At 65.8% G+C, this 14,337-nt stretch carries 9 protein-coding genes and 2 tRNA genes; 3 read left to right on the top strand and 8 right to left on the bottom strand.

Annotated features, from left to right (window positions below; translation table 11 throughout):
* Position 1: 1 nt before the first annotated feature.
* From DBZ45_RS21180 to DBZ45_RS21170, 3 genes are all read right to left on the bottom strand, one after another.
* Positions 2-955 carry an electron transfer flavoprotein subunit alpha/FixB family protein gene (locus DBZ45_RS21180; RefSeq protein ID WP_111905788.1) on the bottom strand — a complete coding sequence of 318 codons (954 nt, stop codon included), beginning with the start codon at positions 953-955 and terminating at the stop codon, positions 2-4.
* 14 nt (positions 956-969) lie between these two features.
* Positions 970-1,770 carry an electron transfer flavoprotein subunit beta/FixA family protein gene (locus DBZ45_RS21175; protein WP_111905787.1) on the bottom strand — a complete coding sequence of 267 codons (801 nt, stop codon included), beginning with the start codon at positions 1,768-1,770 and terminating at the stop codon, positions 970-972.
* A gap of 241 nt (positions 1,771-2,011) precedes the next feature.
* On the bottom strand, positions 2,012-3,595 hold the full coding sequence (locus tag DBZ45_RS21170; RefSeq protein ID WP_111905786.1) for a trypsin-like peptidase domain-containing protein: 1,584 nt from the start codon (positions 3,593-3,595) through the stop codon (positions 2,012-2,014).
* Positions 3,596-3,902: 307 nt separating this feature from the next.
* Between DBZ45_RS21170 and DBZ45_RS21165 the strand changes: the two genes are divergently transcribed.
* The 3 genes from DBZ45_RS21165 (at position 3,903) to DBZ45_RS21155 (ending at position 8,379) form a co-directional block, all read left to right on the top strand.
* The gene (locus DBZ45_RS21165) at positions 3,903-5,963 is read left to right on the top strand and encodes a TPM domain-containing protein (RefSeq protein ID WP_111905785.1); all 2,061 of its coding nucleotides are present in this window, start codon (positions 3,903-3,905) and stop codon (positions 5,961-5,963) included.
* Positions 5,964-6,071: 108 nt separating this feature from the next.
* Complete coding sequence (locus DBZ45_RS21160) at positions 6,072-6,866, top strand: PspA/IM30 family protein (RefSeq protein WP_111905784.1); 795 nt, start codon at positions 6,072-6,074, stop codon at positions 6,864-6,866.
* A gap of 88 nt (positions 6,867-6,954) precedes the next feature.
* A complete protein-coding gene (locus DBZ45_RS21155) occupies positions 6,955-8,379 on the top strand; it encodes a cryptochrome/photolyase family protein (protein WP_111905783.1) in 1,425 nt (474 codons plus the stop codon).
* A gap of 28 nt (positions 8,380-8,407) precedes the next feature.
* Here the strand turns inward: DBZ45_RS21155 and DBZ45_RS21150 are convergent, their stop codons facing one another.
* From DBZ45_RS21150 to DBZ45_RS21130, 5 genes are all read right to left on the bottom strand, one after another.
* A complete protein-coding gene (locus DBZ45_RS21150; RefSeq protein WP_111905782.1) occupies positions 8,408-9,343 on the bottom strand; it encodes a cytochrome b/b6 domain-containing protein in 936 nt (311 codons plus the stop codon).
* Between the two features lie 162 nt (positions 9,344-9,505).
* Positions 9,506-9,582, bottom strand: a tRNA-Met gene (locus tag DBZ45_RS21145).
* Positions 9,583-9,704: 122 nt separating this feature from the next.
* A tRNA-Met gene (locus DBZ45_RS21140) sits at positions 9,705-9,778 on the bottom strand.
* 167 nt (positions 9,779-9,945) lie between these two features.
* Positions 9,946-12,933 (bottom strand): UPF0182 family membrane protein, encoded by a 2,988-nt coding sequence (locus DBZ45_RS21135; RefSeq protein ID WP_111905781.1) that lies wholly within the window; start codon positions 12,931-12,933, stop codon positions 9,946-9,948.
* 131 nt (positions 12,934-13,064) lie between these two features.
* Positions 13,065-14,225 carry a YlbL family protein gene (locus DBZ45_RS21130; protein WP_111905780.1) on the bottom strand — a complete coding sequence of 387 codons (1,161 nt, stop codon included), beginning with the start codon at positions 14,223-14,225 and terminating at the stop codon, positions 13,065-13,067.
* Positions 14,226-14,337 lie beyond the last annotated feature (112 nt).

Below are 14,337 nucleotides of genomic sequence, written 5' to 3'. Positions count from 1 at the left end.
TTCAGGCCTTGCGCTTCTTGATTTCTTCAGTTGCCTGCGGCAGCACCTGGAAGAGATCGCCCACGATGCCGAAGTCCGCAATTTCGAACACCGGCGATTCGGCGTCCTTGTTCACGGCGACGATCACCTTAGCCGTCTGCATGCCCGCTTTCTGCTGGATGGCGCCGGAGATGCCGGCGGAAATGTAGAGCTGAGGCGAGACGGTCTTGCCGGTCTGGCCGACCTGGGCGTCGTGGTTGATCCAGCCGGCGTCAGTTGCCGCGCGGGAGGCGCCCACGGCCGCACCCAGCGCGTCAGCCAATTCCTCCACGGGGCCGAAGTCGCCGTCGAGGCCGCGTCCGCCGGCCACCACGATGCGTGCGTCGGTGAGGTCAGGGCGGCCGCTGGCGACCTTCTGTTCCCGGGAGGTAATGCGGGCTGCCGCAGCGGTTGCGTCGGCAGGGACATCAACAGTGAGCGTTTCGGGTGCGCCTGGAACCGCCGCGGGTTCGGGGTCCACGGTGTTGGCCTTCACGGACAGCACGGTGACCGCGGTGGTGGCCTTCGCCGTCGTGGTGTACGAACCGGCCAGCACCGACTTGTGGGCGGTGCCGTCGGCGTCCACCGCGACGACGTCGGTGATGACGCCGGCGCTCAGCCGGATGCCCAGCCGGGCCGCGATTTCCTTGCCCTCAGGCGAGTTCTCGAGCAGGACGGTGGTGGCACCGGACTTGTCCGCTACGGCAGCCAGGAAGGCGGCCTTCGGCGCGACGAGGTAATCGTCGAGGTCCGCTGCGGACGGCCGGAAGACGGTGGCCGCACCGTAGGAGCCCAAGGTGCCGGCGGCGTCGTCGGACAGTTCGCCGTTGACGGCCACGGCAGTCTCTCCGAGGGAACGGGCGATGGTGAGGAGTTCCAGGCTGCTCTTCTTGAGAGCCTGCCCGGGGTTGTCAATGAATACCAGTACGTTTGCCATGTTGTGGAGTCCCCTTAGAGCAGCTTCTGGGCGGCCAGGAAGTCAACCAGCTTGATGCCGGCGTCGCCTTCGTCCGTGATGATGGTGCCGGCAGTGCGCGGCGGGCGTTCCTCGGCCGCCGTCACGCGGGTCCAGGATCCGGCGTGGCCCACCTGGGAGGAATCGACTCCGATGTCAGCAAGGGAGAGCGTGGTGATGCTCTTGCGCTTGGCCGCGATGATGCCCTTGAAGTTCGGGTAGCGCGGTTCGTTGATCTGGTCGGTCACGGAAACCACTGCGGGCAGCGGCGCCTCAACCGTCTCCGAGTGGGTGTCAGCATCGCGGCGCGCCGAGACCCGTCCGTCGTCGACCTCCAGCGAGGAGGCGAACGTAACCTGCGGAAGACCCAGACGCTCGGCGAGCTGCGCGGGCACCAGGGAGGTCTCGCCGTCGGTGGAGGCCATGCCGGTCAGCACCAGGTCCACGGGCGTGTCCGCGCCGAGGTGGCGGACGGCAGCAGCGAGCGCGAGGGAGGTTGCCGCAGCGTCGGAGCCGGCGAGGGCACCGTCCGTGAGGTGCACGCCTTCGGTGGCACCGATCTGCAGGGACTTCTTGATGGCGTTCACGGCGCCGGCCGGTCCCATGCTCAATGCGATGACCTTGTTGCCGGCCTTGGCACCGCCGCGGGCTTCGGCCAGCTGCAGCGCGGCCTCCAGGGCGTACTCATCCAGTTCAGACAGGATGCTCTCGTCGCGGTCCGTGGTGTGGCCCTCGCCGCTGAGGTGCCGGTCGAACTGGGCATCCGGCACATGCTTGACCAGGACGACGATCTTCAATGTCTCTTCCACTGTATTTACAGCAGCCTTCCGTGCTCGTGGATAGCCAGCCGGGTGAGGTCGTGGCCGTGGAACGCCCGGGATACGGGTAGCTCCTAGCTAACCATATTGGGTCCGTCATATGACGTCCCGTTAACGCCTGTGTCAAAGGCCTGGGCCAGGGCAGGGACAACGACGGCGGGCCGACCCCTCGAACTCAAGGAGTGCGGCCCGCCGTCGTGCTGGGCGCAGTTACTGCCGCCTACTGCTCTGCGGCTGCGCCGAGAGTCACGTCGATCTGCTGTTCGCGGCCGTTACGCAGGACCGTGATCTTCACCGACGAGCCGGACGGCTGCTCGCGGACAGCTGCCGTCAGCTGGTTCGGGTCACTGATCGCCAGGTCGTTGAAGCGCGTGACCACATCGCCCGCCTTGATCCCTGCCTTGGCCGCCGCGGAGCCCTGCTCCACCGAGGCCACATCGGCACCCGTCGAGAACCCGGCATCCGATTCCGACTTCGGCTGCACGCTCACGCCCAGCTGGCCGTGCGTGGCCTTGCCGTTGTCGATGATTTCCTGCGCCACGCGCCTTGCACTGTTAATCGGGATGCTGAAGCCCACGCCGATGTTGCCTGTTCCGCTTGCGGCGGAGCTGCCGCCGGCTGAGGCGATGGCGACGTTGACGCCGATCACTTCACCCTTGCTGTTCACCAGGGCACCACCGGAGTTGCCCGGGTTGATGGCCGCATCCGTCTGGATGACATTGATGGAGATCGATCCCTTGCTGGCCGAGCTCTGGCCCTGTCCCTGGCCCGGAGGAGCGAACTCGAAGCCCTGGCCCCCGCCCTGGGAGTTGTCCGTCCCCTGCTTCGGGGCTGCCGAGGACGCGACGCTGATGGTCCTGTTCAGCGTGGAGACGATGCCGTCCGTTACCGTGCCGGTGAGGCCCAGCGGCGAACCGATGGCAACAGCCGTGTCCCCGACGTTCAGCTTGCTGGAATCACCCAGGGCTGCCGGCGTGAGCCCGGACGGGTTGTCCACCTTGATGACCGCGAGGTCGGAAAGCGGGTCGGTGCCAACGACCTTGGCGCTGAGGACGCGGCCGTCGCTCGTGCGGACCTGAATTTCCGCGTTGGCGGTGGCGCCGTCCAGCGTCACCACGTGGGTGTTGGTGAGGATGTGGCCCTGGTCGTCGAGGATGATCCCCGAGCCCGTGCCGCCGTCGCTGCCGCTGGTGGCTTTGATAGTCACGACGCTCGGTGACGCTTTGACGGCCGCGGCCGTGATCTCGTTGACCGAATCCTGGTTGTTCACGATGACGGTGCCGGGCTGGCTGCCGGAGCTGACGGCCGGTGCGGTGCCGCCGGCGTCGAAAAGGTTGCCGGCGCCAACGGTTGCAACACCGCCGCCCACGAGGCCTGCGGCGAGGATGCTGGCCACGAGGGTCCCCACACCGAACGTCGCCTTGCGCTTGGGCTGGCTGGCACGGGTGTCCTGGAACGCGGAATGCGCGTTGTGCTGGGAGTACTGGGTCCCGATCGGCTGGGTAGCCGGGGCCGACTGCTGCCCGTAGAAGGGGGCGTGCTGCGGGTAGACGGGGTGCGGGCCGCCGGAACGCTGCTGCTGGTTTGGGTCCTGCGCGGGACGGTACAGCGGCATGGTGGGGTTGCTATCGGAGTCCAGGCGCACCGTCGGGTTCTCGGAAGCGTTGGCGGTGTGATGCTCGCTGTCCTGCCGCGCAGGCGGCTGGAGACCCTCGGCGGGCTCAGGCCGAGGGTTCGGATCAACAGGCCGCCCTGAAGGATCTCGGTTCTCAGGTGCTGCGCCCGGTGCTGGGTGCTCAGTCATTGGACTTCCTTTCATCCTCGTCTCTATTAACTATGGACGATCCGACTGAAACTAAAACGGACGTTGGCTGGGAGGTTGCTGAAAGGCCTCCGGGATGGTGTTCCTGACCAGTGTTCTGGAAGCCACCAACGTCTCCAGCGCTTTTCGCTGGTGGCATATTCCCCGCCGTGGACGCTCCCGCTGGTGCACCATAGAATCAAGAAGAATTGCCACAGCGACCTGCGGCTTTACACCCGGCGTGGGGGCGCTGCTGCATTCTATGACGGCTGTTCGTCCCGAACCAGCCGCGGCGTGCTGAAGGGTTGCCATGCGGTCAATGTTGAAACGAGTTCTCGCCGTGATCGGCCTGACGGGAATGCTGGCGGCTCCGGCTGCGGCAGCCTGGGCGGACGAGCCGGTTACCATCCCCTCCGGCCAAAACATTGTCGACAACGCGAATGTGCTCGGCAGCCGCAAGGGCGAAGTTGAGGACGCCATCCAGAAGCTCCTCAAAGACCATAAGTACAACCTGTACGTGGTCACCGTGAAGTCATTCGAAAATCCGGCTGATCCTGCCGCGTGGGGCAGGGCCGTCGCGGAGCGGAAGGGTATGGGCCCCGCTGATGTGATCCTCGCCATCGCTGCGGACCAGGGCCGGTACTACTTCGCGCCCAATACCTCCAGCGCCATCTACCCCAAACGGACCACCATCACGCAGAACGCCATCGCGGCCAACCTCGGCGGCGGCAAGAGGGACTTCGCCCAGGCTGCCATTGATACTGCGGGCGCCATCGGCGACGCGGCAGGCGGCGGAAGCGGAACAGTACCCTCGGGCGCCGGTGCAGGCACGGCGGTCCTCGTGGGCGCCGGCGTCGTGGCCGCCGGCGGCGCGGGCACGTACCTTTACCTGCGCAACAGGCGCAAGAAGGCCGGACAGGCATCCAGCGCAAGCTACGGCCCGCAGGGCGCGGAGCTCGATCCCCTTGCCGGCATGAGCATCGACGATCTGCGCCGGAAGAGCGGCTCCCTACTGATTGAAGCCGACGACGCGATCAAGTCGAGCGAGCAGGAACTGGGCTTCGCGGAGGCGCAATACGGGGAAGCGGCGGTAGGCAACTTCACCAAGGCGCTCCAGGAGGCAAAAGCGCACATGTCCGAGTCGTTCAAGCTGCAGCAGCAGCTGGACGATCACATCCCCGACACCGAAGAACAGCAGCGCAGCTGGCTCGGCGAAATCATCAGGAGGTCGGAAGCGGCTCTGGCGTCGCTGCAGGAGCAGAAGGCCGACTTCGACTCGCTGCGCGAACTCGAGAAGAACGCGCCGCAGGCCCTCGCGGCAGTGGACGCCGGCGCCGCGGACGCGGACGCCAAGATCGCCCGGGCTGACCAGACCCTGGCCGAACTGCGCGGCAAGTACGCGGACAGCGCGCTGGCCCAGGTGTCGGACAACATCAGCCAGGCCAAGGAACGGCTGGCCTTCGTGCAGAATGCCAGCGCCGCTGCACGTGAAAAGCTTGCGGCCGGAGAGGGAAGCCTCGCAGCCGTGGCCGTCCGGGCATCGGAGGAGAGCCTGCACCAGACCCACGTGCTGCTGGATGCAATCTCCAAGGTGGCCGGCAACCTGGACTCGGCCCGTCAGGGACTGGAATCCGCTGTTGTGGACACCTCCCAGGACCTTGCCCAGGCGAGGGCCATGATCCAGTCCGGCGCCCATCCTGAGCTCGAGGGGCCCGTGGCCGGCGTCGAAGCGGCCCTCGCGCGCGTGAAGAGCGAAATCCAAAGCGGCAAGATTGATCCGGTCGCCACGCTGGAGCGGGTGGAGTCGGCGCACCAGGCCCTCGACCAGGCCCTGGGCGGAATCCGGGACCAACAGGAACAGGCCCGCAGGGCTCAGGCGTCGCTGCAGCAGACCATCATGTCGGCCCAGGCACAGATCAGCGCGACATCGGATTACATCACCGCCCGCCGCGGCGGGGTCGGCACCGAGGCCCGGACCCGACTGGCGGAGGCCCAGCGCAACCTCGATTACGCGCTCTCCATCTCCCGAAACGACCCCGTGACAGCGCTGACCTACGCGCAGCAGGCCCATGCGCTGGCTGCCCAGGCGGCCCAGCTGGCACAGTCTGACGTCGACAGCTTCGGCTACGCCAACCAAGGATACGGCCAGGGATACGGCCGCGGCGGCATGTTCGGCGGCGGCGGAGGCGGCGGCCTGGGCGGCGCCATCCTTGGGGGCATCCTCATCAACTCCATCCTCAACGGCGGCAGCGGCGGCGGCTGGGGCGGCGGACACAACGATGGCGGCGGCTGGGGCGGCGACTCCGGCGGCTTCGGCGGGGGCGACTTCGGCGGGGGCGACTTCGGCGGCGGGGACTCGGGGAGTTTCTAGCCGGCAAAACTAAGCGCCGGCCCGGCCGCCGGGCCGGCGGATAGAAGCGGTATCACAACAGTTCACTGTATTCAGTGGCACACACGGAGCAGGACGAAAGGTAACACCATGGTTAAGCAGTCCATTTTCGGCCGCATGGCGCAGCTGGCGAAGGCAAACATCAACGCCTTGCTGGACCAGGCCGAGGATCCGCAGAAGATGCTGGACCAGATGGTCCGGGACTACTCCAACAACATTGCCGAAGCCGAGTCCGCGGTGGCCCAGACCATCGGAAACCTGCGCATGCTCCAGGACGACTACAACGAGGACATCAAGAACGCGCAGGACTGGGGCAACAAGGCCCTGGCGGCCTCCCGCAAGGCTGATGAGTTCCGCAGCGCCGGCAACGCGGCCGATGCACAGAAGTTCGACAACCTGGCCAAGGTGGCACTGCAGCGCCAGATGTCATCGGAAAATGAGGCCCGCGCCGCCGAGCCCAACATCGCCTCCCAGTCCGATGTGGTGGACCGCCTCAAGACCGGCCTGGACCAGATGAAGGGCAAGCTGAACCAGCTCACCAGCAAGCGCAACGAACTGGTGGCCCGCTCCAAGACCGCGGCCGCACAGTCCCAGGTCCACGACGCGCTCCGCAGCATCGACATTCTGGACCCCACCAGCGAGGTGGGCCGGTTCGAGGAAAAGATCCGGCGCGAAGAGGCCAAGGTCCGCGGCCAGCAGGAGCTTGCCGCTTCGAGCCTCGATGCCCAGTTCAATCAACTCGAGGATCTCGGCGAGCAGACCGAGATCGAGGCCCGGCTTGCCGCGCTGAAGTCAGGCAACGCCAAGCCGGCCATCGGGGCCGGGGACAATGCAACCTCCTCTTCGTCGTCCACCGTTGACGAGGCGGACTTCGACAAGTTGTAAGGCTGCGGCCCACACCGCGCACCGCTACGGGGCCGGGATCCACATGGATCCCGGCCTCTGCCGTCTCCAGGACGTGTAGCGTGAATCCATGGCTTCCACCATTGTCTGGCTCCGTGACGACCTGCGCCTCGACGACAATCCAGCCCTCGCCGCCGCGGCTGCACTGCCGGATCCGGTGACGGTGGTGTACATCCTCGACGAGGACTCCCCCGGCATCCGCCCGCTGGGCGCGGCAGCCAGGTGGTGGCTCCACCACTCCCTGTCCACCCTCGCCGCCAGACTCGAAGCGCGCGGGTCACGGCTCCTGCTGCGCCGGGGCCCCGCCGCTTCAATCATGGAGGATTTGGCTGCCGAGACCGCCGCCGGCAGATTGTTCTGGAACCGGCGTTACGGCCAGCCGGAGCGGACCATCGACGCAGGCATCAAGGAGTGGGCCGCCGGGCAGGGCATTGTGACCACCAGTTTCCAGGCAAACCTGCTGTTCGAGCCGTGGACGGTGCGCACCGGTTCAGGCGGGCCGTACAAGGTCTTCACACCGTTCTGGCGTTCCTGCCTGACCGGTGCCGAACCGCGCCTTCCTGCCGATGCCCCGGACCAGTTTCCGCAGCCCGCGGCCGGAACGTCCGGCGGCCCGCCGGCCGGTGACCGGCTGGACAGTTGGCGGCTCCTCCCGCGCAAGCCGGACTGGAGTGGCGGCCTCGCCGGGACGTGGACCCCGGGCGAGGACGGCGCCCACGACCGGCTGGAATATTTTCTCGACGGTCCAGCGGAGGACTACGGCAGGGGCCGCGACTTGCCGGGCGTCGAGGGCACCAGCCGCCTCTCACCGCACCTGCGCTTCGGCGAGATCAGTCCCTTCCGTGTCTGGCATGCCCTCCGGGAACGGTTCCCGCGGCATGCACCGGCCGACGTCGGGATCTTCCGCAGTGAGCTCGGCTGGCGTGAGTTCTGCTGGCAGCTGCTGTACGAGAATCCGGACCTGGCCACGCAGAACTACCGTCGGGAGTTCGACCACTTTGCCTGGCAAACGCCGTCGGACGCCGAACTGGCAGCCTGGCAGCAGGGGCACACCGGCTATCCCCTGGTGGACGCCGGCATGCGGCAGCTTTGGCAGACCGGCTGGATGCACAACAGGGTGCGGATGGCTGCGGCGTCGTTCCTGGTGAAGAACATGCTTGCGGACTGGCGCGTGGGCGAGGCCTGGTTCTGGGACACCCTGGTCGACGCCGACGCAGCGAACAACCCGGCCAACTGGCAATGGGTGGCAGGCTCCGGCGCGGACGCGTCCCCTTACTTCCGCATCTTCAACCCGGTGACGCAGAGCAAGAAGTTCGACGCCGGTGGCAGTTACCTTCGCGGCTACCTACCGGAACTCGCAGACTTGGATGACCGGACGGTGCACGAGCCGTGGAAGAACCCGGCGGCGGCTTCGGGCTACCCCCAGCCGCTGGTGGGCCTGCCGGAATCGCGGGAAAGGGCGCTGGACACTTACCAGCGGCTCAAGGACAGGTGAGCAGCCGGGCGGCAGCAACGCCGGCGGGCTAGCGGCTGGTGACCTTGCCCATGAGGGACGCGATCGGACGCAGGAACAGCGGCCGGGCCAGGAACCATGCCGCAACCATGACCGCAACTGACGCCACGAAGAACCAGAAACCGACCCAGCTCACGTCGTCGCTGGCGCCGTACATGTGGTTGAGGTTGCGGAGCGCGCCGGTGGCCAGGACCAGGAACACGTGCACCACAATGAAGGCCACGAAGTAGATCATCACCGGGAAGTGCACTGCCCGGGCGGCCTCGATGGGGAAGGCCTTGTTCAACCCGGCGGCCTTTTTGGGCCACGCGGCGGACATCCGCAGGCCCGTGATGAAGGCCAGCGGAGCGGCGATGAACACCGTGGCGAAGTAGGTCAGCAGCTGCAGGGCATTGTAGTTGACCCAGCCGTTCTCGGTGGGCCAGTTCAGCGAAGCGTACTGCAGGGCGGCAGAGACGGCGTTCGGGAAAACATCCCAGGATGTGGGAACGATCCGCGTCCACTGGCCGGTAGCGAACAGCAGGATCACAAAGACGAGTCCGTTGAGGATCCACAGCGCATCAAGTGTGAGGTGGAACCATAGCTCCAGGCTGATCTTGGTGGGCGCCGTCCGGGTCTTGATGAGGCCCTTGTTGTTCCGGGTCCAGTATCCGCCGGGGCGGGTGGTGGTACGGACCTGCCATCCTGAACGGATAATGAGCAGCAGGAAGAAGGCGTTCAAGAAGTGCTGCCAGGCCAGCCAGGCCGGGAAGCCGACGGGGGCGCCTGCGGGAAGCTCGGAATGCCCGGGGTAGTCCTCCATGAAGGAGGCAACGGCGGACAGTCCGGTGATCCACTTTGCGAGGAGCACGACCAGCACCAGTGCCACGAGCGCTGCAGGCACCGCCCAGTACAGCCTGGCGCGCTTGCCCCTGGCAGTGCCGGACTTGTTCTTCGTTGTGGACATCGAGCTATCCATTCCTCTCGAGAATGACTGACCAGTGTAGGCGCCCTGCGCCGGCCAGGAATTCCGGGCCCTGCGAAAGAGAATACTAGGAACCCCGAGCACATGAACAAATGCTCCGGCAATGCAGAAAGCCCCAGCCACATCGTGGCCAGGGCTTCCTTCTGGTTGCGGGGACAGGATTTGAACCTGTGACCTCTGGGTTATGAGCCCAGCGAGCTACCGAACTGCTCCACCCCGCGTCGCTTGATCAACAATACCCTACTTTTGCGGAGGCTTTGACCACTGCTGTTTCGCTTGGCAGAAACTCTCCGGACAGCAAAAGACCCGGACCACCATACGGTGATCCGGGTCTTTTCTTCAGTTGCGGGGACAGGATTTGAACCTGTGACCTCTGGGTTATGAGCCCAGCGAGCTACCGAACTGCTCCACCCCGCGTCGCAAGAACTACTCTACCGGCCGGTGAACAGGAGGCCAAATCCAAACGACGTGATCTGCGTCTCCGGAGCTCTAGGCCCCGTCCATACGCGAAGGGCCGGCCCATCCCCGTCACGGGGAGGGCCGGCCTTCACTTACTCAGCTGCGTCCAGCCAAGCGGCTGTCAGTCAGCTGCTGGGTGTCGGCGTCGGCGTCGCGGACGGCGAGGTCTGGCTGCTGGCTGTGCCGGTGCTGCCAATCCTGGCCTCGGCGTCGAGCGCTTTCTTCAGCGCCGCTGACAGCTTCTTCTGCTGCTCGCCGTACGCCGCAAAGTCGCCCTTGGCCAGCGCCTCCTGGCCGGCCTTGATGGCCGCGTTTGCTTCATCCAGCGCCGCCTTCAGCGCCGCCTTGGCGTCCGCCGCGGGGGCCGGAGTGGCGCCTCCGCCGCCGGGCGGTGCGGGCGTCTGCCCGTTGTTGTCGGAGTCACCGGCCGTCGCTCCGGACCGGCCGCCGAACAGCTGGTTGAGAGCCTCGTCCAAGGTGGGCGCGAAGCCGATCTTGTCGCCAAAGGCCACGAGTACCCTCTGCAGCGTCGGATAGGAGGTTTCACCCGTGGACTTGAGGTACACCGGCTGGATGTAGAGCATGCCCCGGCCGGCAGGAAGCGTCAGCAGGTTGCCGTTGAGCACATCGGATGCGCCCTGCCGCAGCAGGTTCAGCGCCTGCGAGACGGTGGGATCCGAGTTGAATTTGTTCTGCGCCTGGCCGGGGCCGGGCACCTGGGCTTCGGGCGGAACCTGCAGCAGCCGGAGCTGCCCGTAGCTGTCCGCCTTGACGCCCTTCTTCGATCCCGCGTCGGAATCCGCTGCGAGGAAGCCGTAGAGGACGTTGCGGGCGTTGTTGTTCACCACCTGCGGAATGTAGGACGACGTCAGCTGGAACGCCGGCGCCTTCTGGTCCGGCATCTGCAGTGACATGTAGAACGGCGGCTGCTTGACCTCCTCGGACACGGTGGGATCGTTCGGCACGCTCCATGCGTCGTCGTTCTTGTAGAAGCTCACGGGGTCCGTAACGTGGTAGCGGCCCAGCAGCTCACGCTGCACCTTGAACAGGTCCTCCGGGTAGCGGACGTGGCTCATGACAGCGGCGGACATCTCCGAATAGGGCTTCAGGGTGGAAGGGAACACCTTCTGCCAGGCCTTCAGGAGCGGATCCTGGTCGTCCCAGGCGTAGAGGGTGACGGAACCGTCATAGGCATCAACAGTGGCCTTGACCGAGTTGCGGATGTAGTTGACGGAGCTGTTGGGCAGTGCCACGTTGCGGCCGGCGGTGGTCTGTGAATCCGTGGTGGCGTCGGAAAGCTGTTCCTGCTGCGAGTACGGGTAGTACTGGCTGGTGGTGTAGCCGTCCACGATCCACTTGACCCGGCCGTCAACGACGGCGGGATAGGCATTGCCGTCCACCGTCAGGTAAGGCGCCACCTTCTGCACGCGTTCACGCGGGTTGCGTTCGTACAGGATCTGGGAGGCGTCGTTCACGCCGTCGGACAGCAGCAGATCCGAGGACTGGAACTTGATGGAGTACAGGACCTTGTTGAAAAAGCTGCCGACGTTCGGCCCGCCGTTGCCGGTGAAGGTGTACTGGGTCTCGCCGCCGTCCTTGGACGCCGGGCGGTCCTGCTCACGGTGCGGCGCGCCTTCGGGGGCACCCACAATCGAGTACTCCGGGGAGTCCTCGCCGAAGTAGATGCGCGGTTCATACGTCTCATCGTTGCCCAGGACGCCGGTGGACGGAATGCCGGACTGCAGGAACTCCGGCTTTCCGTCGGCCGTAAACTTGTTGCCTTTCGCGGCGACCACGCCGTAGCCGTGCGTGTAGACGATGTGGCGGTTTAGCCACGACTGCTGATCAGCGCTGAGGCCGTCCGGGTTCAGCTCGCGCACCGCGATGACGGTGTCCTGCATCTTGCCGTCCACCATGTACCGGTCGACGTTAAGCGCCTTGGGGAACTGGTAGTACGGGCGGAACTGCTCGAGCTGCGAGAAGGCGTCCGAGATCAGGTTGGGGTCCAGGAGCCGGATGTTGGCCGTGGTCTGCGCGTCCGGGGCCAGGGCGCCGGCGGTCGTGGTGGTGGTGGCGTTGTACCGCTCCACCTTTACCTGGTCCAGGCCGTAGGCTGCCCGGGTCATGCCGATGTTGCGCTCGATGTACTTCCGTTCAAGGGTCTGCTCGGAGGGGCGGACCTGGAACTGCTGGATGACCCACGGGTAGACACCGCCAGCAAGGATGGAGGTGATGACAAGCATCGCCGTGCCGATGACCGGAAGCCGCCACTTGCCGATGACGGCTGCGACGATGAAGAGGATGGCGACCAGTGCCGCTGCCACGGCCAGGATCGCCTTCGTGGGAATGACGGCGTTGACGTCGGTGTACAGGGCGCCGGCCCAGCGGCCACCGCTGTTCTGCAGTGCGGAGTAGCGGTCCAGCCAGAAGTTGAGGCCCAGCAGAATCAGGAACGAAGCGCCGGTGACAGCGAGGTGGATCTGCGCGGCGCGGCTGGTGAAGATGCCGCGTTCCATGATCCTGATGCTGCCGTAGAGGTAGTGCGTGAGGATGCCCGCGATGCCGGCCACGATTGCCACGCTGATCAGGAACCCGGTGACGAAGCCCAGGAACGGCAGCGTCATCAGGTAAAAACCGATGTCCAGTCCGAACTCCGGATCGTTCTGGCCGAAGGACTCCTGGTTGAAGAACAGCATGACCTTTTGCCACTGGCTGGAGGCGGCGCTGCCGGCGAAGAGCCCAAACAGCACAGGCAGCCCGATCATGACCACACGCCGCACGGGTTCCAGCTGCGCCTGGTACCGGTTGAGGTTATCCCGGATTTCCGAGTCCGGCGCATAGACGGGCCGGGCGTGGTAGGCGATGCGGATCGCGTAAAACACGGCCGCGAACATAAGTAGGAAGCCGGCGGCAAAAATGCCGATCCGGGCCAGGTTCTCCGTCAGGAACACTTCGAAGTAGCCAAGCTGCTGGTACCACAGGACGTCCGTCCACACATTGGCGAAGAAGATGAACCCGACAACAACCAGCGCAACGACGATGAGCGTGGGCGTCAAGGCACCTCGCCTTGTCTGGAGTTTTCCGGGCGGGGTGGGGCTGGCAGGACGGGACAAACTCGTACCTCATAGCTTTTTGTCAGTTGCTGGTATTAATTTTAAGTTTTCAGTGGAACGCGTGCATAGCGTCGGCGCATGCTGTCAATAAGTGCCACGAGCGGACCGGAGCCTTAGTTCCTCGATTTAGTCTAGTTGTTGGTGCAGCCCGGAAGGCCCGAAGTGTCGGCGCCCTTGGCGGCCAGTTCGACGGCCGATTTTGCCTCGTCCAGGTTTTCCACCTTGACCACCTGCAGCCCGTCCGGAATATGACCCACAACCTCTGCGCAGTTCGCCGCCGGAGCCAGGAACATGGTGGCGCCGTCAGCCTGGGCTCCATGCATCTTCACCGCGATGCCGCCGATCGGGCCTACCACGCCGTCGGGGCTGATGGTGCCGGTCCCCGCGATGTGTTTTCCCCCGGTGAGATCGCCGGGCGTCAGGGTGTCCATGATTCCCAGGGCGAACATCATCCCGGCGCTCGGGCCGCCCACTTTGTCCAGGGAGATCTTCACATCGAACGGGAAGGTGAAGCGGTACTGCAGCAGTACGCCCAGGATGTACCGTCCGGACGGGTTCTTCGCCGGTGTCACGGTTTCCGTGACCTGCTTGCCGTCCCGGCTTACGACGACGACGGCCGGCTTTTCCTTTCCGGCGGCCAGTTCGTCCTGGATCACCTCCAGTGAGGTGACGGGTTTACCGTTGATGGAAGTGAAGATGTCACCCTTCTGCAGTTTGCCCTGCGCGGCCGAGCCCTCGGACAGGTCGGCCACTTCGAGCTTCTGCGTGTAGGCGATATCCAGCCCCTTCAGGGCCGCCGCCACCGCGTTCTCCTGCGACGTGGCCATGGCCACGGCACTCTCCTGCTGCGAGCTTTCCTTGGTCACACCCGCCGGGAAGATCAGTTCCTCGGGATACACCGCCTTGGAGCCGTCCAGCCAGGCCGAGAACGCCTCAAAGACGCTGACGGGACCGTTGGGGCCGCCGTCGACATAGACAGTGGTCAGGTCGAGGTTCCCCTTGGCCGGGAACGTCTCGCGGCCGGAAACGCTGATCACTGGCGTCGCATTCTCCGTGCCCAGGGTGTTGAACGTCGGCCCGGGCGATTCCACCACATACGGGACCGGAAGGACGGCGGCCGTCACGCCCAGCCCGAGCGCCAGGAGCCCGGACAACGTCATGGCGGAGATGCGGGGATCCCTCCCCCGGCCACGCCGGGACCGGCGGGCGTCCCCGGTTCCGTCGGGATTCCCGCCGCCGGCGGCGGGCGCCGGGGACTCCTCTGCGGGCTGGCCGCCCTTGGTAATCGTCACTGAAGGACCTCTCCGCACCGCGTCGTTCAGCGCTGCACCGCGGCCGCAGCCCGGCGGACGGCCGGGGCGCAGCCTACATACGTTCCGGCTTCTAACAGTACGCGTCCGGGCC

Source organism: Arthrobacter globiformis (genome assembly GCF_003261175.1).
GTDB classification, from domain to species: Bacteria; Actinomycetota; Actinomycetes; order Actinomycetales; family Micrococcaceae; genus Arthrobacter; species Arthrobacter globiformis_A.
The sequence above is the reverse complement of the archived record's forward strand: the minus strand, read 5'-3'. Positions and strand labels throughout refer to the sequence as shown.

What these genes read in the sequence shown, in the direction of transcription:
- DBZ45_RS21165 (WP_111905785.1), top strand. Translation starts at nt 3,903, where the DNA reads ATGCGGTCAATGTTGAAACGAGTTCTCGCCGTGATCGGCCTGACGGGA.
- DBZ45_RS21170 (WP_111905786.1), bottom strand. Translation starts at nt 3,595, where the DNA reads ATGACTGAGCACCCAGCACCGGGCGCAGCACCTGAGAACCGAGATCCT.
- DBZ45_RS21155 (WP_111905783.1), top strand. Translation starts at nt 6,955, where the DNA reads ATGGCTTCCACCATTGTCTGGCTCCGTGACGACCTGCGCCTCGACGAC.
- DBZ45_RS21160 (WP_111905784.1), top strand. Translation starts at nt 6,072, where the DNA reads ATGGTTAAGCAGTCCATTTTCGGCCGCATGGCGCAGCTGGCGAAGGCA.
- DBZ45_RS21180 (WP_111905788.1), bottom strand. Translation starts at nt 955, where the DNA reads ATGGCAAACGTACTGGTATTCATTGACAACCCCGGGCAGGCTCTCAAG.
- DBZ45_RS21150 (WP_111905782.1), bottom strand. Translation starts at nt 9,343, where the DNA reads ATGTCCACAACGAAGAACAAGTCCGGCACTGCCAGGGGCAAGCGCGCC.